The following is a 21952-nucleotide window of genomic DNA, read 5'->3' as shown; positions in this document are numbered from 1 at the left end:
TCAGAGGAAGGGGATCGCCAGCCCGACGGCGATGAGGAGAATGCCTGAGCCGACGTTGAGCCGACGCACGCTTTCGGGGCTGGAGAGGAGCTGCCGCGCACGGTCGAGGAAGAGGGCGAGGCCCAGGTTTCCGGCCATCGGGATCAGGGCGGAAATCGCGATGATCAGGGCGATGTCGGGGGCGGTCAGGCGCTCCAGCGTGAAGAAGCCAGGCAGCGCGCCCATGTAGAAGAGGATCGCCTTGGGGTTGCCGATCACCGCAGCGACGCCGACGGTAAAGCCCGCCCACATCCCAGGGCGGGTGAGGCGGCTGTCGGCGTTCAGCGTGGCGGCAGGTTTGCGGATGAGAAGGACACCCATGACCAGGAAGATCGCTGCGGCGGCCCAGCGGAGGAGTTGCAGGAAGTCGCCGTAGGCGCTTTCGATCCAGCTGAGACCCAGGATGGCGGCGAGGGGCCAGATCAGGTCTCCAAGCGCCACGCCCACTGCAAGCGGCCAGGCGGCGGCGAAGCCTCCGGACAAGGCGCGGGCGGTGAGGGCGACCCAGACCGGGCCGGGCACGGCCCAGAGGCCCGCCATGCCAAGCGCGTAGAGGAGGAGTTCGTGGAGAGAGACGCTCATGGCAGGGGTTTAGAACAGGCCGCCGAGGAGGTCGAGGGGTTTGGTCTCGTCCCAGGTGGTGTCTGAAAGATCAAGCACTTGCAGGTGGTCCTCGGGCCGGTCGCGGTGGAGTTGGCCGCTGCGGGCGTCGGTCAGGTCGATGTAGGTGAGCGGGTTCTGGATCGGCCGGAAGCCCGTGGCGGGGTAGAGCTTGGCCGTGCCGAAGAGGAGGACGTGGCTGGCCGGAGACTGGCGCGCGGTAGAGATTGCGGCCTGGAGAAGGGTCGCGGCGTGGCCCTTTCCTCGGTGGCCGGGGTCGGTGGCGACGTCGGCGATTCCGGCGATGGTGGCAAGGTCCTCGCCCAGGCGGACGGCACGCAGCTGGACGGCGAGGTGGGCGATGACCCGGCCCTCGTGGCGCAGGATGTGGCGCCAGCTGTGACGGGTCTGGAAGAAGCTGCGGCCGCCGAAATCGGTGGTGAAGCAGCGGGCGAGAAGGTCTGCGATCTGCGTTTCGTCGGTGTTCGTGAGCAGATGTTCGGGAATGGTTTCCGGGGTCATGGCTCTACCTGCGAAATGCTGTTCTGGTCGGTGATCTTCAGCGTGCGGCCCCGGTCGCCGAGGGCGGTGAAGAGGTCGGGCTCGGTCCCCGTCATCAGGGCCTGGGCGTCGAGCGCGCAGATCTCGTCATACAGCGCGGCGCGGCGGTGTTCGTCGAGATGGGCGGCGACCTCGTCGAGGAGGAGGATCGGCGCGCGGCCGAGGTCTTGGGCCAGGGCGCGGGCGTTGGCGAGGATGAGGCTGATGAGAAGGGCCTTCTGTTCCCCGGTGGAGCACTGGTCGGCGGGGATGTCTTTGGCGGTGTAGCGGGCCAGCAGGTCGGCGCGGTGGGGGCCGACGAGGGTACGGCCGGCAGCGATGTCGCGGCGGCGGCCTTCGGCGAGGGCTTGGGCGAGGTTGGCAGGTTCCTCGCTGCCCTCGGGGCCGGTGAGGGTGAGGTCTGCCGAAGGGAAAGCGCTGGCGGGATCGGCGGCGGTGGCGATGCGGGCGATGGCGGCGCGGCGGTGGGCGGTGATGGCCTCTCCAGCCTCGGCCATCTGGGTTTCGAGGGCGGTGTACCAGTGGGCATCGGTCACGCCGTCCTTGATCAGACGGTTCCGGTCGCGCATCGCCTTTTCGTATGTGAGCGTTTGTTCGGCATGTTCCGGAAAGAAGCTGAGCGTCATCCGGTCGAGGAAACGTCGGCGGCCCTCGGCAGCTTCGATCCAGAGGCGGTCCATCGCGGGGACAAGCCAGAGGACGCGAAGGATGCGACCAAGGCTGGCTTGTGTGGCGGCCTTGCCGTCGATGCGGACCTGCCGCGTCTCGCCGGGTTCGGCCCAGGTTTCCAGATCATGCGCGGCGGAAAGGCCCTGGACGGTGGCGGTGATCTTCCAGCCGAGCCCCTCGGGCTTGCGGGCGAGGTCCTCGGCGGCGGCGCGTCTTAGGCCCCGGCCTGGCGACAGAAGCGACACGGCTTCCAGGATGTTGGTCTTGCCCGCACCGTTCGGGCCGGTGATGGCGACGGGGCGGCCGTCGAAGGCCAGCCGCGTGGCCCGGTGGCTGCGGAAATGCGACAGGGCGAGGGTTTCGATCGCCAGACCGCCCACCGGATTTCCCTTTCAGTGCAGAGGGTTGTCAGACCCGCATCGGCATGACGACGTAGACCGCCGAGGTGTCGTTGCCTTCGCGCATCAAGGTCGGGTCGGCGGCGGAGTTGAACAGGAAGACGGCATTCTCGCGATCGACCTGGCTCGCGATTTCCAGCAGGTACTTGGCGTTGAAGCCGATCTCCAGCCGGTCGTCGCCATAGGCCACGGCCAGTTCTTCCTCGGCGGCGCCGGAGTCAGGCGAGTTCACGGACAGGACCAGCCGGTCTTCCTCCAGCGACAACTTCACCGCGCGAGAGCGTTCGGAGGAGACGGTGGCCACGCGGTCCACGGCCTTGGCGAATTCGGAGGCGTCGACTTCCAGCTTGCGGGTGTTCCCGGTCGGGATCACGCGGGTGTAGTCCGGGAAGGTCCCGTCGATGACTTTCGACGTCAGAGTGATGGCTGGGGTGGCGAAGCGGACCTTCGTCTCAGAGACCGAGACGGCGATGGTGGCGTCGTCGTCATCCAGCAGTTTCCGCAGCTCACCCACTGTCTTGCGAGGGACGATGACGCCGGGCATCCCGTCGGCCCCTTCGGGCAGGGGCGCGTCGATTCGGGCCAGGCGGTGGCCGTCGGTCGCGACGCAGCGGAGGACCTTGCCGCCCTCACCCTGCGAGACGTGCATGTAGACGCCGTTCAGGTAATAGCGGGTTTCCTCGGTGGAAATCGCGAACTTCGCCTTGTCGAAGAGCCGCCGCAGTTCTGGCGCCTTGGCGGAGAAGTTCGAGGAATATTCGGACGTTGCCATGACCGGGAAGTCTTCCTTCGGCAGCGTCGCGAGGCTGAAGGTCGACCGGCCGGCAGCGATGGTCAGGCGGCCCGAGGCGGCGTCTTCGGTCAGGTTCACCAGCGACCCGTCGGGCAGCTTGCGGGTGATTTCGTGCAGCATCACGGCAGAGACGGTGGTGGCGCCGGCGCGTTCGACCATCGCGGGGGCGCGGTCCACGACCTCGATATCCAGGTCGGTGGCGCGGAAGGAGACCTGGTTGCCCTCGGCCTCGATCAGGACGTTGGCGAGGATCGGGATCGTGTTGCGGCGTTCAACGACCGACTGCGCCTGGGCAAGCGCCTTCAAGAGCGTGGCGCGTTCGATGCTGAGCTTCATCTGGCTTCCCCCTGCCGAACCCCTTAAGGGACGACGAATTTATCCGGTTTCCACCGGCTTACAAGCGTTGGAATGGACTGTGAAAGGCTTTGCGGGGGCCGTCAAGTGCGGCCCCTGCCCTTAGCCTTGCAGAAGCCGCCGCAGAAGCTGCAGATCGTCGGCAAGCTGGCTGTCGGTGGTCATCAGTTCCTCGATCTTGCGGACGCCGTGCATGATCGTGGTGTGGTCGCGGCCTCCGAAGCGGCGACCGATTTCCGGCAAGGACCGCGGGGTCAGCTGCTTGGCGAGGTACATCGCCACCTGGCGCGGGCGTGCGATGGTGCGCAGGCGCTTGGGGCCGATCAGGTCCGACAGGCGGACGTTGTAGTGCTCGGCCACCTTGCGCTGGATTTCCTCGATCGACAGCTTGCGGTCGGAAGAGCGCAGGATGTCGGCCAGGCAGTCCTGGGCGAGGTCCAGCGTGATCTCGCGGCCGACGAGGCTGGCGAAGGCGAAGAGGCGGGTCAGCGCGCCTTCCAGAACGCGGACGTTGGTGGTGATGCGGTGCGCCAGGAACTCCAGCACGCCGTCGGCAATGGCCAGGCCCTTGTACTGGTTGCGGTAGAAGTCGACCTTCTGCTGCAGGATGCCAAGGCGCAGCTCGTAGTCCGTCGGGTGCAGGTCCACCACCAACCCGCATTGCAGGCGCGACTTGATGCGTTCCTCGAGATCCTTGATCTCGCCCGGCGCGCGGTCGGCAGAGATGACGATCTGCTTGTTGGCATCCACGAGCGCGTTGAAGGTGTGGAAGAATTCCTCTTGCGTGGAGTCCTTCCCGGCGATGAACTGGACATCGTCCACCATGAGGACGTCGACGGACCGGAACAGTTCCTTGAAGTCCATGACCTGCCGGTCGCGCAGGGCCTGCACGAAGCGGTACATGAACTGCTCGGCCGAAAGGTAGAGCACGCGCAGCTCGGGGCGGCGGGCCTGAAGTTCATGCGCGATGGCGTGCATCAGGTGGGTCTTGCCGAGGCCGACGCCACCATAGAGGAAAAGCGGGTTGAAGGTGACCGGCCCGCCCTCGGCCACCCGGCGGGCGGCGGCGTGGGCGAGTTCATTGGGCTTGCCGACGACGAAGCTGTCGAAGGTGAAGCGCGCATCGAGGGGCGCGCCGGGCAATTCCTCATCCGAGGCGCGGGCCCGGGCGGGTTTGGCGGCGGTCTTCGGCGCGGCGGCGGGCTTTGCGGGCCGGGCCTCGCCCGAGACGGAGCCCACGGCAAACTCCACCCGGTCGACCAGAGCACCGGCCGAGGCCAGTTGGGTGCGGATGTGGTCGGCATAGTTTCGCTGGACCCAGTCACCGAAAAAGATGGTCGGCACTTCGAAACGCGCGACACCGTTGTTCAGGTGGGAGAGCTTGAGAGGTTCGATCCAGGTTACGTAGTTGTTCTTGCCGACCCGCTTGATCAACTCTTCCCGAACCTGCCCCCAGGTTTCATTTGTCATTCTTAACCTGCCCATATCCCCGGACCGGCACAGGCTGCCGATCCTTTCCTGTCACGTCTTCAGCGGGCCGCTTCGTCCAAGTCCTGCGCTGGCCAGAAAGGCCTGCCAGGCGGAACCTGTCAGTGGGACGGAACAAAACACAACCAGAGACGCCGGCGGGCCGGTGGCTCTGGTCACATAGATGGAGTAGCTTGGCTGCTACTTCCAACCCTATGATCGCAAAAGAAAAACTCAGGTCCCGGAGCCTATTGGCGCCTTCCCAGTGCAGCAGCTTTTCCGTTGCGACCCGTTCATGTCCCCCAAGACGAAGTGAATCGCAGGGTCACGCTAGCAACCCCGCCGCAGGCTCTGCAACCGAACAACGCGCTTGACAGAGATTCCCGAAAACCGAATCCGAGGGCTCTGGCAAATCGGCAACGGAGGGTCGAAATGACGCATCCGGAAGGCACGAAAACGCCGAAGGGCGCAACCCTTGCGGGTGCGCCCTTGCTGTTCCGGATTCGGTCCAGACGACGGATCAGGCCTTGGTGACGGCGACAGCCTTCACGCGCGAGGCGAGGCGCGACATCTTCCGCGCGACGGTGTTCTTGTGCAGAACGCCCTTGGTCACGCCACGAGCCAGTTCCGGCTGTGCGGCCTTCAGCGCGGCGACGGCAGCTTCGCCGTTGCCCGAGGCGATGGCTTCCTCGACCTTGCGCAGGAAGGTGCGGATGCGCGAGCGGCGCGCCTTGTTGATGGCGTAACGGGCTTCCGACTGGCGGGCGCGTTTCTTGGACTGTTCAGTGTTGGCCATGGGTGGCTTCCTTGCGGTCTATCGGTTTCATTCCTGTCGCACGAAAGACCAGAAGGCCCCATCCCGAAGGACGGATCTGATTCTTGCCTAAGCGGGCCCACGCGCATGTGAGGCGGCGTATAGAGGATGCCTTTGGGAAAGGAAAGCCCCCTCAGCCGTCCGCCGGATCCGCCTTTGGAGAGCCGGGCCAGAGCAGACGCTGGTCGCCCCCAAGCTTGGAATTGCCCAGCTCTTTCACGGCGGCCCCCAGTTCCGCGATCCTGGGGTCGGGGTCAAGCGTCAGGTAGGCCGGGATCCAGGCCAGTTCGAAGTCGCGCGCCTTTTTCGTGCCGCCGACCGACTGTTTCTTGCCCGTGATCTTCTCGACGATGGCGGGATCCTCCAATCCGGCCAGCGTGAACTTTACGATCCGGGGGATGGCGCGGTCGCAGCCGGTGAAAAGCTCGGGCCGTTCGTCCTGCAAGAGGGCCGCGGTGGTGACCAGCGGGGCCACGGCGTGGATCTGGTAGTGGAGCGCCAGCTTGCCGCGCCACATCTCGTTCGGGAGGCTGCCATCCGCATCGGCCGTGCAGGAAACGAGGCTGGCCGTGTCGGCCCCCCAGTCGATCAGCGCCGCATCGTCGAGAACCAGGCCCACGCGGGTAACGGCAAGGCCGGCCCAGGCCCGCAGGTTGTTCTGCGAGGCGCGGGGCGGGGCCTCGGTGTCGAAGTAGGCCATCGTCTGCCTGGCCCGGTCCATAAGCCAGGCCTCGATCTGGTCCTTGCCCTGAGGCTGCGGCACGACCTTCAGGGCCGCCGCATAGGCGAAGGCGATGCCCCCCACCCGAGACGGGGCCGAAAGGTTGGCACCTTGCGTCTCAAGCTCGCTCAGCGCGTCGGCCTTGGCCCAGGACAGGATCGACTGCATCACGCAGTCCGCTGCAGCCTGGGCGTCCTCTGGCTTGGTGTCAGGGTCGTTCAGGATGTTCGTCTGCTTGGCAAGGTCGGTAATGAAGTCGTCGATCGGCTTCAGCGCTGCCGTGACGGCCTTGTCGGCTTCCTCGTCAAAGTCGCTGCGGTTCTCGCTGTCGTCGGTGTAGCGGCTGCCGAAGCCAAGGGTGACGACGGGCTTGGCGTCCACGGGGCATTCCGCAGCCTCCTTGGCGGCTTCCTGGGCCGCGACGGGGCTGGAGAGAAGCAGGAGAAGGGCGAGGGGGCGTGTGGTCACTGGTTGACCTCCGTCGATAGTTGCAGGGAGCGCAGGCGCTGCGCAGCGTCCTCACTGCCGAGCTCGGCGGCCTTTTGCAGCCAGGCCAGAGCCTCGTCGCGCGAGGGATTGACGCCGATGCCGAAAACCAGCGCGTCGGCGTAGTCGACCATCGCGGCGGGCTCTCCGGCCTCGGCCGCGCGGCGGAGCCAGTCGGTCGATTCCAGGACCCCCGCTGGGGTCGAGGCGGTTTCGCGCAGGATCAGCGCGTATTCCCGCATCGCCACCGCGCTGCCCGATTCCGCTGCGGCCAGGAAAAGGGCGGTCTCGTCGATGCTGCGGTCGGCGATGGCGCGGATCTCGGGGGTCGCCGCGCGGAGACGGGTCAAGGTGCCGGGCAGATCTTCGGGAGAGCTGACTTCGACAAGGTCGATGAAGAGATCGGCGGCGACCTGGGGGTCATACTGCGGCGAGGACCGGCGCGAGTAGATGTTCAGCAGCCGATGGATCGCGATGCGGCTGCCCTGCTCGCGCGCGGCTTCGTAATAGGCCAGGATCTCCGGCTGGTCGGCGTCGGTCCCGTAGCGGCTGTAGACGTCTGCCAGCTCGGTCAGTGCATAGCCTTCCCCGCCCGCGAGGTAATCCGCAATGCGCATCCAGCGCTTGAAAAGCGTCCGGTCGCCGGCACGGCCCACTGCCTCGGTCAGGCGCAGTGCCTCGTTGAAGGTGCAGGCGGTGATGGCGGTCGCCCGGGTCACGTAGTCGGCATAGACCGTCCGGTCGGTGATCAGCGGCATGGCCAGCAGAAGCGCATCGAAATCGCCCCTCGCATCCACGACGTCACCATAGCGTTCCATCACGGCGGTCATCGTCGGGAAGCTTTCGGGATCGGCCAGCGGCAGCATCTCGAGCGCATCGCCGATGCCCCGTTCGGCCAGCGGAAGGAGGATCTCCAGTGCCTCGGCCTGCGCTTCGGGTGTGACGAAGCCTTCTTCCAGAAGCGCCTCGGCAAACTGGGTCCCGGCCGAGGGTTCGCCGCGTGCGATGGCTTCGCGGTAAAGATCCAGCGCAGCTGCCCGTTCGGTCGGCGTGCGCGCCGCCTTCATCGCCAGCCCGGCGCGGGCGGTGGTGACCCCGGGGAAACGGGTGGCGTAGTCCTCCCAGAAGGCCAGCATGTCTGCCGGAGCCTGCCGCGCTTCCAGCAGGTAGATATACTGCGCGATTGCCGTGACGCGGCCGGTCAGGGCCTGGGTCTGGATTTCAGCCTCGGCGATGGGGTCGGGATTGACCGCCAGATCGGCAAGCTGCGCCGGCGTGAAGTCCACGGCTTCGGAGGCCGTGCTTTCGGCCACGGCCAGCCAGTAATCTGCCTCCTGGACCTGCGGCGCATCGGGCGCGCGGCAGATGAAGGCGCTGGACAGCTGGTGCATCGGATCGACCTCGCCCGAGGTGGCGACGGCCTGCATCAGGTGGTCCACCGCCGCGTAGAAATCCTGAGGCGTCCGGGCGGCGCGGAACTTCATCGGTGCGGTCTTTTCCATGGCGGCGTATTCGCCAAGCCCCACGGCCCGCTCCAAAAACTCCAGCGCCTGGTCCTGGCCGGCCCAGCGGCCCTTGTCGGCCAGCACCTGCTCGGCCATCGCGATGAGCGACCAGGCCGGAGCGTCCGGGCTTTCCACCAGCCGCGAGAGGGCATCGACATAGGCCGGCGTCCAGTCGGCGTCCCGGCGGGACTGGGCCTGCAGGAACAGGACATGGCTTGCCTCGCCCGAGGGCCAGACTTCGCCCGCGGCGCTGTAGCGGGCCTCGGCCACCTCGAGGTCCTGCGGGACCAACGCGCCATCGGCGTAAAGCCGGGCCAGTGCGACCTGGGCATAGGGCAGGCCCGCATCCGCCGCGGCCGTCAGGTAGCTGACGAGGATTTCATTGTCCTTCGGCAGGTCCTCGGACCGAAGGTGAATCTCAGCCACCCGCCAGGCGGACAGCGCGTCGCCAAGGTCGGCCGAGAAGCGGTACCAGCGTTCCGACAGCGCCGGATCGCGGGTCACGATGTCGCCGTTCATGTATTCGCGCGCGATCCGGTTGACGCGGTCGCAGATCAGCGGGTCCAGCTTGCCGACAAGGGCGCCGAAGGCCATCGTCACGCCCAGTTCCGGCGGCACGTCCCAGCCTTCGACGGGATTGCCCTGGATCTCGCGTTCGACCAGTTGCAGGATGGCATCCGCATTGCCGCCGAACCCGGCCTGCAAGAGAAGCGCTTCGCCGCGCTCACGGTCGCGTTCGATCCCGACGCCACGGATCAGGTAGCCAGCCAGAAGGTGCTGCGCCCGGGGTGTCTGGCGCAGGTCCAGCGAGGCCAGTTGCTCGACCAGGCGCTCGCGCTGAAGCTCCGAGACCCTGCCTGCAGCCAGCAGGAGTTCGATCCGGTCGATCAGCATGTTCGCTTCCGAATATTGCGGGTCGATGCTGCGGAAGTTCGACTGAACCATTTCGATCGTGTCGAACCATCGCTGCGGGTCCAGTTCGACCAGCCGACGGAAATCGCGCTTGATGAGCGCGGTGTCGCTTTCGGGAAGGGCGTCCAGCGAGACGCCCTCCCATTTCTTGATGAGCGCATCGTCCGAGGGCCGGGTTTCGCAGACCTTTCCGGTCTCGAGATCAGGCGGCTCGAAAACCAGGTCCACCGTCTGCGCCCCGGCCGCCACGGGCAGGGCCAGGATCAGGAGTGTGGCGAGGATGCGCTGCATGGTCATGGGTCTTCCGGTCAGGGCTGCTTGGCAAGGGCGTTCGGCGTGACAGTGGCCGTGTAGGTGCCTTCGGTGCCCGACAGCACGATGGCCACACCCTCGCGGCGCTTCAGGTCGACGGCGGGCACGGTGGCGACCACCGTTTCGCCGTCGCGGATTTCGAAGTCGAGCGTCAACGGGGCCTTCAGCGCCACTGCACCGCCGCTGCTGGGCGCGACGCCCTCGATGGCGACGGCCTTGGCCTGCGGCACGTAGAGATTGGCCGAGGCGATGTCCGACAGGTTGTAGAAGGTGACGTCCGCCTGCGCCGGGTTGCGGGTGATCTTGTCTACGACCAGGGCCGTGGTGCCGTCCGCGCCGACGACGAAGGAGTAGAAGGTGGCAGGCTGGATGGCTTCGGTGGCCGAGACCTCGCCCGAGGACAGCCGGACCTCGCGGTCGCCGTCGATGACGACATAGGGCGTGACACTGTTCTCGACCCGGTCGAAGCTTGCGGCCTGGATCACCGCGACCGAAGCCGTCGCGTCCACCACGCGCACGAAGCTGGCGTTGGGGTTCGCCACGTCCTCGTAGAGGCTGGCGTCCTGCGCGGTCACGGTCGTCGCGGCAAGGACAAGGAACGGAACTGTCAGATGGATGCGTTTCACGACGCGTCTCCTTTCTGGGTTGGACAAAGGGTCAGGGCGGATGTGTCGCCGAGCGCGCGGTCGAAGCTCACCTCCACTTTCACAAGATCGGGGTGCCAATACGGTTCCAGTTTCAGGAAGAATCGCCCCGTGGCGCGCAGACGGTCGGACCTTTCGATCCGGATCGTGCGGCGGATACCCGCGCCGGTTTCGAAGGTCACATCGGCGATCCGCGCGCCCTCGCCGCCCTGGTCGAACAGGAACGCGTCCTCGGGCTTCAGCTTGCCGGGCTGGAAGCTGGCTACCAGAGCGTTTTCGGCCACCGTGGTCTCGACCGCGATGTCGCAGGTCGGGCCGGCGGCCACGATCAGCTCGTCCATCGGGAGGGGGCCGAACTGGGCGAGGCCGTTGTAGATCGGATTCTCCCAGACCAGGAAGGTCGGCCGGTCCTCGGCAAAGTCGCGCGAGGTGAGGTAGGAAGTCATCGAGCCGAACTGGTTGCCGCCGGTGATGGCGTAGTTGACCACCTCGATCCCGGAGTATTCCGACAGGAAACCGGCGAAGTTGTTGATGCTGCTGTCAGAGAACGAGGTGCCGACCAGGACGAGGCTTGCCTCTTCCGATCCGGTGCCGAAGATGTCCAGCGCCTCGCCCTCTGTTGCGGCATCGCCTTCGGGGGCCGCGGGCTCGGGCGCTGCGTCCGCGAAGATGTCGGCGGCAGAAAGCTCGGCCCCGGTCGCGCGGGTGGTAACCCAGGTCGTGGCTTCGACCTCGGGGAGCGCTTCCTTGCAGTAGGTCTGCAATTCGCGCCGCAGGCCCGAGAAGGCGATCTCGGGGTCGGCGGGCTGCGAGGTGAACTCGACGGGAGTGACATCTGCGTAGGCGGGCAGGTTGCGGATCATTTCGCCGATGGCCTGCGCAGCCAGGCGCGCGCCGTCGGGGGTCCAGTGGAAGTCGGCCTGGAAGAAGACCTTTTCGTCCGGTCCGGCTTTCAGCATCGCGCTCATCAGGTCGGGAGAGGGCACCCCCGCGGCGTTGAGGCGGTTGGTCACGTCCTGGTAGTTGGCCTGCATCAGCGCCGGGTCATAGCCGTAGGCGGCTGCTTCGGGCGGCAGGTATTGCGGCATGGCCTGCCCCTTGGTGGGCACGTTCACGTAGATGAGCGTCGTGCCCTGTTCGGCCAGCACGCGGGTCAGCTCCGCCAGTTGGGCGACGACGGCATCGTCCATCGGGTGCTGCAGCCGAAGGTCGGACTGGACCCGGTAGAACACGCCGTCCTTCCCCTCGATCGACGCAGAGGCGGCGAACTGGGTGTTGGCGCAGCCGAATTGCGACGGCCCGGCATAGGCGGCGGGGGCTGCGAGAACGCACAAGGCGAAAACGGGGCGCATCATGGCGCATCTCCTTCCAGGGCGGGCCGCACGGGCGGGCGCTTGCTACGGTCAAGGTCGGGCGAAGCTGGCAAGGCAGCGGGTTGCAGCGCCTCGCCGCCGGGGATCTGACGGGCCATTGCCAGGGCCATGGCCTGAACGCCGGGATCGGGACTGGCCAGCGCATATTCCAGCGCCGGCAGCGCCGAGGCCGGGTCGGGTGGCAAGCCCGGCTCGCCCTGGATATGGCTGAGCGCCAGCTTCATCGCGGCCTTGGTATCCCCGCCCGCCGCTGCCAGAAGCAGAAGCTCGCGGGCGCGGGGGATGTCCATCTCGTAGGGGTCGCCCTTCATCAGCATCTCGGCCAGGCCGGCCGCCGCCTTGGCATCCCCGCGACGCGCGGCCCGGTCGAGCACGCCGCGGATGTTGCGCAGGCGGCCCTCGGTGAACTCGGCCTCCTTGTCGGTCAGCGTGGCCAGAAGACGCGGCAGGGCGAAGTCGCGGCCCTGGTAGACGGCGATGGAATAGTAATGCGCCGCATCGTCGATGAAGGCGGGATCGTCCCTTTGCTCAAGCCGCTTGCCATAGCGCGCGGCCGCCAGCCCCTCGCCCGCGTCGGCAAGTCGCTGCAGCTGCACGTCCGACAGCTCGCGTCCCGCCAGCATCGACTTGCGCAGTGCCTTGAGCGTCGGGCTGCCCGCGATGGCTGGCGGCAGCACCACGTCGGCCCGCGCGGGGGCGCTGGAGGCCAGGGCAAGGACCAGGCCGATATTGACCAGCTTAAGCACCGCTCTTCACCGGGCCTTGCGCGGACCACAGCGCGGGGTCGGTCAGGTAGCGGACCGGGAATTCCCAGATCACCAGCTCGGGCGGCGCGTCGCGGAAGTCCGGCGAGGCGAGGTAGTCGAGCATCGGGTGGGCGGGTCCCCTGCCCTCTTCCGCGAGGTTCAGGACGTCGCGGCGCAGCGCAAGTTTCAGCGCCTCGGAGAAGCTGAAGGTCGGGTTTGCAGAATAAGAGGTGCCGATCAGGATCGTGGCCCCCGCCTCGGTCCCGCCGAAGATGTCCAGGCTTTCGCCATCCGCCAACGGCGACACGGTGTAGGGCGTCGCCGTTTCGGGCGTGAAGCCGATCATCGGGGCAAGGTCGTCGGTGGTCACGAAGGACACGAGGTCGCCGATGAACTGAATCCTCTCGCCCGCCGAGATGGTGAAGTCCGTATCCCCCAGCGGCACCAAGCCCGAGGCAGCAAGCGCCTGGGCGACGTCCTCGGCACCGCCCGGCGTCCAGTGCGTGTCGCTTGGGAAGAAGGCAAGCTCGGCCTCGGCCCCACCCCGGAGGGCAGAACGCGCATCAAGGACCGGCACGTCCCGAAGGCGCAGCCCGGCCAGGAACGCGTCGTAAAGCGTGGCGATGCCTTGGGCGGTCTCGGGGTCGGCCTTGGACCTGTGCACATCAAGCTTGCCCGGAACGGGAACGATCACAAGCCGTGCGCCCGCCACCTCCAGCCGCTCGCGGATGCGGGCGATCCGGTCAAGCGACTGGTCCAGATCATCGGTGGGAGGACGCACCTCTTCGGTCGTGAAGAGCCAGCCGTCCTGACCCGCCAGCACGCCCTTCCGTCCTTCGCCCACCGTCAGGTAGCGCAAGGCGCCGATCATGCCGATGGCAGGTTCGCGGTGGGGCAGCGACTTTCGGTAGATGGAGTCCAGCGTCGCGGTCAGGCCGCCGCGCAGGAAATCGGCGTCGCGGGGCAGGTCGCCGCGACCGGGAAACTGCGCGAAGCCAAGGTTCACCACGGCCGCGTAGGCGAAGAATGCGACGGGAAGCAGGAAGCGCGAGGCCCTCAGGACAGGTTGCATGGGCAGCTCCTAGAACTGGAAATACAGGAAGGGAGAGAAGCTCTGCTCGGCCAGCCGCATGACGGCCAGAGAGAAGATCAGCGTGGTGGCAAGTGCCGGAAGGACGGTCCCGGACAGCGCCAGCCGCCCGTCCGGCTTGGCGGCGTGGTAGCGCTGGCCGAACCAGTCGTTGAGGAAGGGCTCCGACGCGGCGAGGAAGATCGCCAGCATCAGCACCGCAAGGCTTTCCCGGGTGATCTGCACCGCGATGTCGAAGGGCAGCGCCCAGCCGTTCAGCCCCAGCATTCCGGCATAGAAGTCCATCGCGGACCCGATCCCCGTGGCGCGGAAGGCCACCCAGCCGATCAGCACGACCAGAAGCGTGCGCAGCACCGCCACGATCGTCTTCGGCGCGCGGGCCATGCCGGTCCACCGTTCCAGCGCCAGCCAGCCGCCATGCCAGAACCCCCAGAGGACGAAGGTCCAGTTGGCCCCGTGCCACAGACCGCCCAGCACCATCACGGTCATCAGGTTGACGTAGGTCCTCCCATCGCTGATCCGGTTTCCGCCCAGCGGGATGTACAGGTAGTCGCGCAGCCAGACCGACAGGCTGATGTGCCAGCGCCGCCAGAACTCGGTGATCGAGCCCGAGATGTAGGGCGTGTCGAAGTTCTCCATGAAGCGGAAGCCCATCATCAAGCCAAGGCCGATGGCCATGTCGCTGTAGCCGGAGAAGTCGAAGTAAAGCTGCATCATGTAGGCAAGCGCCCCGACCCAGGCCAGCGGTGCAGTCGGGTCAGGCGTGGTGAAGGCAAGGTCGGCCAGCGGCGCAAGGCTGTCGGCGATCAGGACCTTCTTGCCCAAGCCCACCGTGAAGCGCGCCATGCCGTCGGCGAACTTGTCGGGCGTGTGGGTGCGGTCGCGGAACTGGTCCTCCAGGTCCTTGAAGCGCAGGATCGGCCCGGCGACGAGCTGCGGGAAAAGCGAGATGAAGGCCGCGAAATCGAAGAAATTGGCCGTGGGACTTGCATCGCGGCGGTAGACGTCCACCAGATAGCTGATCGACTGGAAGACGTAGAAGGATACGCCGATCGGCAGGATCAGGTGCCAGTGGATGCCAAGCCCCGCCGCATCGGTCCCAAGCAGCGCCGCGAAACTGTCGATGAAGAAGTTCAGGTACTTGAACACTCCCAGAACGGCCAGGCAGCCTGCGGTACCGATGGCGCAGGCCCAGGTCGCCCGCCGTGTGCCAAGGTTTGCGCCGATGATCCGCCCGAAGACGTAGGTCCACAGCGTCGTCAGGATCAGCAGGCCGAGGAAATCGACCCGCCACCAGCCGTAAAAGGTCCAGGACCCCGCCAGGATCAGCGCCGAGCGGTAGCGGAACGGCGTAAGGTAGTAGAGCGCCAGGAACAGCGGCAGGAACAGGAACAGAAAGACTTCCGAGGAAAAGACCATCGGCTTACTCCGGCTGACAGGGGTCGGAAGCTGCGGGGGCGGCGCTTGTGGCCGCCGGAATGACGAAGGCATCCCCGGCGCTGAGGTAGAAGCCAAGCCAGGGCGAGAAGTCGCCTGCGAACTGGCGCGGGGTCTGCCGGGCAAGATCGTTGCCGTCCAGGCGCACTTCACCCAGGCCCGCCGCGCGCAGGCCCTCGCGATTGCCGCTGAGCACGTTGTCCGACAGAAGGACCGGGCCAAGGCCCGACTGCGCCTCGACCTCGATGCCGGCCGAGCCGTTGTCCAGGACAGCGTTCTGGGCCACCCGCGCCGCGCCGGTCCGGGACAGCCGGAGGCCTGCGGTGCCGTTGCGCGCGATGACGTTGCCCTGAACGGCGACGCAGGTCGCGGGGCCAAGCGAGATGCCGGTCCCGGCATTGTCCAGGATGACATTGGCCCGCAGGCCAAGGCGGAGCGTCTTGCCGTCGATCTGAAGGCCGTTGCGTCCCCCGCCGACAATCACGTTCGCGGCGATCACCACGTCCTCAAGCGCGCCGGACAAGCGGATGCCGGCCCCGCTGGCCGTCCGGGTGATCCGGTTGCCAGCCAGCACGATGTCGCGACCGTCCTTCACCGACACCGCCGCCGCCCCTGCGCCCGAAAACCGGTTGCGGGCCAGGACCATGCCGTCGGCGCCCTCGAAGGACAGGCTGTAGACGTCCTGAAAACGGCTTCGCGCCACGACGGGCGGGCTTTCAGGTTTCATGAGACCGCCGGTCAGGACCGACACGCCCCGGAAGGCCACGGGACCGTCAAACCCCAGGGCGGCGAAGGTGGACCCTTCCGCGTGGAAGCTGCCCTGGCCGGTCACCAGAAGGAAGGGCCGGAAGGAGGGAACGCGGGCGTTGTTCCCGGCATCGCCGCGAAGGGTGGCACCGGCCACGCGCACATCCCCGAAGCTTAGGATGAAGGCCCCGGCTGCGGTGTCCAGTTCCAGAAGCTCGCCTTCGGACAGGACCAGGGCCGAGCCTGGCCACAACACGAAGGGTCGCGAAAGCCGCCAGCCGTTGGCGGCACGGTGCAGGTATCCGGCCGCTTCCAGATCGGGCAGGGTGGCCGTGCCAGAGAGAAGGTAGAGCACGTCCTTCGAGCTTGCCTGCGCCAGTTGCAGCGACAGGTGACCGTTGCCCCCTGCCAGGATGGACAGCTGGGTCAGAGCGGCCTGGACATCTCCCTCGATCACCTTCATCGGCCCCGCCGTCACCGGCGTGGCTTTCGGCACTTCCGGCATCTGGACGTCCCCGGCCAGACGGGCGGCCAGAACGGACAGCACTTCGCCATCCGCATCCGCCTGCAACTCGCGCCCGATGGCGCCGTGCAGGATCGTGTCCGGCTGGCCCAGGACAGGACCAGCCAGCGCGGTTGCAAGGATCAGGGACGGCCAGAGCCGCATCAGATCGCCTCCGGAAGCCGGTCCGGCGACAGAAGCATCGACTGCCCGAGGTTGCGGAGGTCCGCACCGCCCCGGAACACCAGGTGGACAAGCTTCAGCTCGCCATCGGTCGCGTTCGACAGCGGCAGCGCCTCGTCCGGGTCGATCGAGACAGTCTGCCCGCGCCGCACCGTGACCTCGCGCCCGTCGATCATGCAGCGCCCCTCGCCCGAGAGGACCGTCAGAAGGCTGGGACCCACCCCCGTCCCGTTGACCTGCAGCGAGGCCCGCTTCTGCACGGTCATGATCGCCATGTCGTTGCCCATGTCGGTCGCCACAGTCTCGATCCGACCCCACGGCATCTCGCGCATCGTGTGGGTGCGCACCTCGCGGCGCTTGTTGGCCTTGAGCTTGTCGACCAGCTGCTTCACGTCCTGCGAATGGGCCCGCTTGGTCACTAGGACGGCGTCGGGCGTGTCGATGACGACCGTGTCCTGCATCCCGATGACCGCCACCAGGCGCGTTTCGCTTTGGACCAGCGAGTTCTTCGTGTTCATCGCGATCACGTCGCCGTGGAGGACGTTGCCGTCGTCGTCGCGATCGGCGATCTGGTAGACGGCATTCCAGGCCCCCACGTCGTCCCACTGGACCCCGTGCAGCGGTGCCAGTGAAATCACGGGAGTGCGTTCAAAGACCTGCCGCTCGGTCGGCTCGTTCGCCGCCATGCGGAAGCTTTCCTCTTCAAGGACGATCCCCAGCGTTCGGAACTCGGCCCGGTTCAACGCCGCGGTGACGGCTGCATGGGTGACCGGGTCCAGGCGGTGGAACTCCTCGATCAGCGTCGCAGCGCGCATCATGCTGATGCCCGAGGCCCAGAAGGCCCCGCCCGCCTCGATCAGCCGCTGCGCATGGTCATGGCCAGGCTTTTCGACGAACTGGGCCACGCGGTGCAGACCGGCATAGTCGTCCATCGCCCCGCCATCGGTGATGTAGCCATAGCCCGTCTCGGGATAGGTCGGCACCACGCCGAAGCTGACGATCCGCCCATCCTGGGCCGCCGGCAGCATCGAGCGGATGATCCGGTTGATGTTGCCCTTGATCATGTGGTCCGAGGGCAGGACCAGGATGACCGCATCGGGGTCCTGCCGATGGGCCGAAAGCGCTGCGGCCAGGACCGCAGGTCCGGTGTTGCGTCCGACCGGCTCGCCAATCACCTGGCCTTGCAGCTGCAGGTCGTCCAGCTGCCGGTGCACCAGCGCCGCCTGGTTGGCGTTGGTCACCACGATGGGCGCCGCGAAATCCGGTCCGCGATGGCGCTGCAGCGTCGCCTGGAAATAGGTCAGGCTGCCCTTGCCCTGCGTCGGCTGGAACTGCTTGGGCTGGTCGATCCGGCTCATCGGCCAAAGGCGCGAGCCCATGCCACCGCATAGAACCACGGGAATGATGGGTTGGGTCATGGCGCGTCTGCCTTTTCTGCGGTGTTGGTAAGGGGTTGGGCAAAGCCGGTGACGGGCCGGAGAAGGTCCGGAACCGGGCGGCGCAGGGTCACTTGGGCCAACTGCCCGGCCAGATCTTCGGCCAGCGGCTGGTCGGGAACGATACGGAACGGCACAGGTTCGCCCGGGGCAGCCGAGCCAAGCCCGGCAAGCTGCGCCGACACCTCGCGGCCATCGGCAAAACGCAGGTCCACGGACCCCGCCTGGGCAAGCTCCAACGTCTCTTCCGGCAGCGCGGTTCCCGTCAGGACCAGCGCCGCGTCAGGGTCCGAGATGCGCAGAACCGGGTCGCCCGCGAAGACGGTGGAACCCGCTTCGACGCCCAGCACCTCGACCCGGCAATCGCAGGGCATCACGACCGACAGGGCCTGCCCGGTGTTGGACCTGATCGCGAAGGCGACGTCTCCCGCCTTGGCCTCGGGATCGAGGAAATCGATCTGCCCGGTGGCCGTCGCTGCCAGCGTCCGGCCGTCGAGGCCCACGACGGCGGGGGTCATCAGGCGGTAGGTGAAGACGCGCTGGAAGACCTTGCTGGCGACCAGGCCCAGAAGCAGGGCCGTCAGCGCCAGAAGCAGAAGCGTCCCGCCGAACTTGCGGATCCGCCGTGCCGGGGCCGCGCCGCCCTTTGGCTTCGCACCGGCCGCCGGTCGCACGGTCAGCACATTGCCCAGCGTGACCAGATCGCCCGAGATATGAGAGTTCAGCAGGTGCCGCAGCTGCGGCAGGTGATCACCCGTCGGCTCCAGGAAGGCCAGAGCGGCCATCCCCTTCGCCGGGTCGACGTCTTCCAGCCGCACCTCGATCGACAGGCCGACGGTATAGCCCTGGAAGCGGAAGACCACCCAGGCGAGGCGCTCGATGCCCTGCATGTGCGGGTCCATCAGGCCGCTGATCTCGGCCCGAACGAGCGAGATTGACCGGCCCTTGTATTGCCTGCCGTCGATCTCGACGTGGAAGGGGATATCCAGCATGGGATGGTCGGCAGGCCCGCCCCAGGTGAGGGCTGCCGGACTTTGGCGGGTCGTGGAGGTGATCGCTTGGTCCAAGGGTCGGTCCTTTCCAGACAATGTTCAGACAAGCCCGGACAGCAGCATGATCCCGAAGGTCAGCCAGCCGAGGGCAAGGATGTGGACGTAGGTGGAGCCGATGGCGCGCAGCCGTTCGCCAATGGCGGGGCTGGCGGCAAGGGCGGTGGATTGGCGGGTCCAGCGCTGCCGGTCGAGGCGGAACAGCACGTAGCTTTTCACCGCCGCGCCGACGATCTGTCCGAAGTAGAGAAGCATCGGATAGGTGATCGGGAAGCCGCGCCCCCTGACCGTCGCCAGCACCCAGCAGAAGACATAGCGGGTGGCCATGACCCAGGCGATATAGGCCGGCAGGACCAGCGGCTCGACGAACAGCACGGCCAGCGCGACCGAGATGGGGCCGGCGAGCGTGGTCCAGATGCCCAACTTCTGGTCGAGGATGGACCACCAGGTGAAGAGCCCGATCCGCCGGGGGCCCAGCGCAAGCGCGCGTCCGTTGGTCCGCAGCATGTTGCCGAACCAGCGGATCATCAGCGTGACGGCGCTATCGACAAAACCGGGCTTCGGCTGCGTCTCCATCGACAGCGAGGTGACGTCCGGCAGGTAGAGCATCCGGTAGCCACGCTGCAGGAGCCAGAACCAGGTCGACTTGTCGTCCCCGGTCAGGAAGTCGACGCGGCCAAGCCGCCAGTGGTCGATGTGGTCATGCTGGACCAGCCGGATGAACTCGGGCTGGGTGGCCAGACTGGCGCGGAAGACCGACATGCGGCCGGTCAGAGTCAGGACGCGTCCCGACAGGCCCATCGAGCACATCATCATCTGCCGCTGGGTGAAGCGCAGGGCGAACCAGTCGGCAAAGAGGCTGGGCTTGATCTCGACCGCCTCGTCCGTCGTCAGCGCGCCGACGCTCGGGTCGGTGAAGAACGGTGCCGAGGCCGCAACGATGTCCTCGGGCACGCAGCTGTCGCCGTCGACCAGAAGCAGGATGTCCCGCTGCGACGGGGCCCGGCGGCCGATCAGCCGCAGGGACCGTGCCAGAGCGTCGCGCTTTCCCGTGCCGGGGATCTGGTCCACGACCAGTTCCACCCCGTCCATCGGCACATCCATCTGGGCGCGGATGCCCTGGATCAGCCGAAGGTCAGAGGTGTCGACGACCGAGGCGACGATCGTCGCCCCGCCCTTTGCCGCCGCCGCCGCCCGGAACAGCGCATGGTAGACGCGCCGGGTGGTATCGGTGTCGATCTTGTAACTCGTGACCAGGAAATAGGCGTGGCCATAGACCGGGCTGGCCGCATGGGCCGCAAGGGCCCGCGCCTTCAGCCGGGGATAGGCCAAGCGCTGGTAGAAGACCGCGCGCAGGTAGTTGACCAGCGCCCAGCCATAGCGCCAGGTCCCGACGACGCCGACGACGATCAGCCCGTCAGAGACATGGCCCAGCGCACCCGGCGGAATGCTCAGCACCAGAAGTGCCACCACCGCCAGGTAAAGCAGGTGACCAAGGATCAGCGCCGGGCGGGTCATCACCAGCAGATCCCCTCGTAGCTGCCCTCGGACCGCTGGCCCGGTTTGATCCGGGTCAGGTCCACCATTGGGCGGTTGCCCAGCGCGGCCTGCAGGCGAGGGATCGCCTCGTCATAGCGGTTGCCGACCAGGACGATGTCCGATCCGTCGATCAGCTCGTCGATCGAGCCGACCAGGCGGCTGCCCAGGGCGATGTCCTGCTCCAGCCCCCGGCCCACGGCCGTCGCATCGCTGGCGAAGGCCTCATGCACGAAAGGATCGTAGACCGACAGTTCCATGCCCCGTCCGATCAGCCGGCTTGCCAGCTCGGCCAGCGGGCTTTCGCGCAGGTCGTCGGTGCCCGGCTTGAAGCTGATGCCGACCATCCCGACCCGCGTCTTGCCCGAGGCGTGGATCATCTCCTCGGCCCGGGCGATCTGCGCGGCGTTGGCCACCAGGACGGCGTCCAGAAGCGGCGAGGCGACCTGACGTTCGGCCGCGAAGGCCCGCAGCGCGCGGACGTCCTTGGGCAGGCAGGAACCGCCGAAGGCAAAGCCAGGGCGCAGGAAATAGGGGCTCATGGAAACCTTGTGATCCGAACACAGGATCGACATGACCCGCTGGCCATCCAACCCAGCCGCCTTGGCAATGTTCCCGATCTCGTTGGCGAAGCTGACCTTGACCGCCCGCCAGGCGTTCGAGGTGTACTTGACCATCTCGGCCGTCGGCAGGTCGACCAGGTTGATGTCGCAGGGCAGATCGCGGTTCAGCTGGGTCAGCAGCGCGCCGGTCTTTTCGTCCAGCGCCCCGAAGACGATCAGGCCCGGATCGCCGTAATCCTGGATCGCCGTGCTTTCCCGCAGGAACTCGGGGTAGTAGCCCACCCCGAAGTCGATCCCGGCCCGCTTTCCCGAAACCTCCTCCAGCAGCGGGATGCACACGCGCTCCATTGTCCCGGGGACGATGGTCGAGCGCATGATGACCGAGTGATACCCCGGATGGTCCGCCAGGGCGCGACCGATCTCGCGGCAGACGGACTTCACGTAATCAAGCCCGATCGAATGGTCCGAAGCACTGGGCGTGCCCACGCAGACGAACGAGGCGTCCGACCCGTGCACTGCCGCGCGGGCGTCGGTCGTGGCGGTCAGGCGCCCCTCGGCGACCACATGGGCGATAAGGTCGGGCAGGCCCTTTTCAACGATCGGAGAGCGCCCCTCGTTGATCGCCGCCACCTTGGCCGGGTCGACGTCGACCGCGACCACCTGATGGCCGTCCCGGGCCAGGCAGGCAGCCGAGACAACCCCGACATAGCCGATTCCAAACACTGCAAGTCGTGTCATTCCGTCATTCCTTTTCCCCGGCCCAAGGCCGTATTCCCCCGCACCGCATTCCTGCAGTGCAGCATCCCGACAACAGGGTAGGCGCGGGTTCAGGGATGGGAAAAGTCAGGCAAATGACCCATTTCAGAGGGGATTTTGTCGGGGAAATCCCTTACAGGGCCGGGTTATCTGACAGGCTTAAACCGCGGGTGTAAGGTTTTTCCTGTCAGGAGTTTCTGCAGGTGCGAAAGAGCTTGCCCGCCCCGTCCGGCGGTTTGAAAAGCGCGATGAAGTCCGG

Annotated in this window: 18 protein-coding genes; all 18 read right to left on the bottom strand. The window is 66.9% G+C overall.

Annotation, left to right across the window (positions count from 1 at the left end):
- The 18 genes from ACE3Q6_RS08735 to ACE3Q6_RS08650 all read right to left on the bottom strand — a co-directional run bounded on the left by ACE3Q6_RS08735 (position 1) and on the right by ACE3Q6_RS08650 (position 21675).
- Entirely contained in the window at positions 1-621 is a 621-nt protein-coding gene (locus tag ACE3Q6_RS08735; RefSeq protein ID WP_374431044.1) for a LysE family translocator, read from the bottom strand.
- A 9-nt stretch (positions 622-630) separates the two neighbouring features.
- Complete coding sequence (locus ACE3Q6_RS08730; RefSeq protein ID WP_374431041.1) at positions 631-1161, bottom strand: GNAT family N-acetyltransferase; 531 nt, start codon at positions 1159-1161, stop codon at positions 631-633.
- Positions 1158-2249 carry a DNA replication/repair protein RecF gene (gene recF, locus ACE3Q6_RS08725; RefSeq protein WP_374431038.1) on the bottom strand — a complete coding sequence of 364 codons (1092 nt, stop codon included), beginning with the start codon at positions 2247-2249 and terminating at the stop codon, positions 1158-1160. The genes ACE3Q6_RS08730 and recF overlap by 4 nt, the downstream gene beginning before the upstream one ends.
- Before the next feature lie 28 nt (positions 2250-2277).
- Complete coding sequence (gene dnaN, locus ACE3Q6_RS08720; protein WP_374431035.1) at positions 2278-3396, bottom strand: DNA polymerase III subunit beta; 1119 nt, start codon at positions 3394-3396, stop codon at positions 2278-2280.
- A 120-nt stretch (positions 3397-3516) separates the two neighbouring features.
- Entirely contained in the window at positions 3517-4884 is a 1368-nt protein-coding gene (gene dnaA / locus ACE3Q6_RS08715) for a chromosomal replication initiator protein DnaA (protein ID WP_374431032.1), read from the bottom strand.
- A gap of 517 nt (positions 4885-5401) precedes the next feature.
- Complete coding sequence (gene rpsT, locus ACE3Q6_RS08710; protein WP_374431029.1) at positions 5402-5677, bottom strand: 30S ribosomal protein S20; 276 nt, start codon at positions 5675-5677, stop codon at positions 5402-5404.
- Positions 5678-5828: 151 nt separating this feature from the next.
- Positions 5829-6884, bottom strand: coding sequence for an alginate lyase family protein (locus ACE3Q6_RS08705; RefSeq protein WP_374431026.1), 1056 nt, complete (start codon positions 6882-6884; stop codon positions 5829-5831).
- Positions 6881-9616 carry a tetratricopeptide repeat protein gene (locus tag ACE3Q6_RS08700; RefSeq protein WP_374431024.1) on the bottom strand — a complete coding sequence of 912 codons (2736 nt, stop codon included), beginning with the start codon at positions 9614-9616 and terminating at the stop codon, positions 6881-6883. The genes ACE3Q6_RS08705 and ACE3Q6_RS08700 overlap by 4 nt, the downstream gene beginning before the upstream one ends.
- Before the next feature lie 11 nt (positions 9617-9627).
- Entirely contained in the window at positions 9628-10257 is a 630-nt protein-coding gene (locus ACE3Q6_RS08695; RefSeq protein WP_374431021.1) for a hypothetical protein, read from the bottom strand.
- On the bottom strand, positions 10254-11630 hold the full coding sequence (locus ACE3Q6_RS08690) for a hypothetical protein (RefSeq protein ID WP_374431019.1): 1377 nt from the start codon (positions 11628-11630) through the stop codon (positions 10254-10256). The genes ACE3Q6_RS08695 and ACE3Q6_RS08690 overlap by 4 nt, the downstream gene beginning before the upstream one ends.
- Entirely contained in the window at positions 11627-12394 is a 768-nt protein-coding gene (locus tag ACE3Q6_RS08685) for a hypothetical protein (protein WP_374431017.1), read from the bottom strand. The genes ACE3Q6_RS08690 and ACE3Q6_RS08685 overlap by 4 nt, the downstream gene beginning before the upstream one ends.
- Positions 12387-13466, bottom strand: coding sequence for a hypothetical protein (locus ACE3Q6_RS08680; RefSeq protein ID WP_374431015.1), 1080 nt, complete (start codon positions 13464-13466; stop codon positions 12387-12389). The genes ACE3Q6_RS08685 and ACE3Q6_RS08680 overlap by 8 nt, the downstream gene beginning before the upstream one ends.
- Positions 13467-13475: 9 nt before the next feature.
- Entirely contained in the window at positions 13476-14903 is a 1428-nt protein-coding gene (locus tag ACE3Q6_RS08675; protein WP_374431012.1) for an MBOAT family protein, read from the bottom strand.
- A 4-nt stretch (positions 14904-14907) separates the two neighbouring features.
- On the bottom strand, positions 14908-16335 hold the full coding sequence (locus ACE3Q6_RS08670; RefSeq protein WP_374431010.1) for a right-handed parallel beta-helix repeat-containing protein: 1428 nt from the start codon (positions 16333-16335) through the stop codon (positions 14908-14910).
- Positions 16335-17771: a mannose-1-phosphate guanylyltransferase/mannose-6-phosphate isomerase gene (locus ACE3Q6_RS08665; RefSeq protein ID WP_374431008.1), complete on the bottom strand. Its 1437-nt coding sequence runs from the start codon at positions 17769-17771 to the stop codon at positions 16335-16337. The genes ACE3Q6_RS08670 and ACE3Q6_RS08665 overlap by 1 nt, the downstream gene beginning before the upstream one ends.
- The gene (locus ACE3Q6_RS08660; protein WP_374431006.1) at positions 17768-18856 is read right to left on the bottom strand and encodes a hypothetical protein; all 1089 of its coding nucleotides are present in this window, start codon (positions 18854-18856) and stop codon (positions 17768-17770) included. The genes ACE3Q6_RS08665 and ACE3Q6_RS08660 overlap by 4 nt, the downstream gene beginning before the upstream one ends.
- A 24-nt stretch (positions 18857-18880) precedes the next feature.
- The gene (locus ACE3Q6_RS08655; protein WP_374431082.1) at positions 18881-20356 is read right to left on the bottom strand and encodes a glycosyltransferase; all 1476 of its coding nucleotides are present in this window, start codon (positions 20354-20356) and stop codon (positions 18881-18883) included.
- Positions 20356-21675 carry a nucleotide sugar dehydrogenase gene (locus ACE3Q6_RS08650; protein WP_374431004.1) on the bottom strand — a complete coding sequence of 440 codons (1320 nt, stop codon included), beginning with the start codon at positions 21673-21675 and terminating at the stop codon, positions 20356-20358. Before ACE3Q6_RS08650 ends, ACE3Q6_RS08655 begins: the two co-directional genes overlap by 1 nt.
- Positions 21676-21952 lie beyond the last annotated feature (277 nt).

This window comes from Tabrizicola sp. (assembly GCF_041913445.1).
Lineage (GTDB): Bacteria > Pseudomonadota > Alphaproteobacteria > Rhodobacterales > Rhodobacteraceae > Tabrizicola.
The sequence above is the reverse complement of the archived record's forward strand: the minus strand, read 5'-3'. Positions and strand labels throughout refer to the sequence as shown.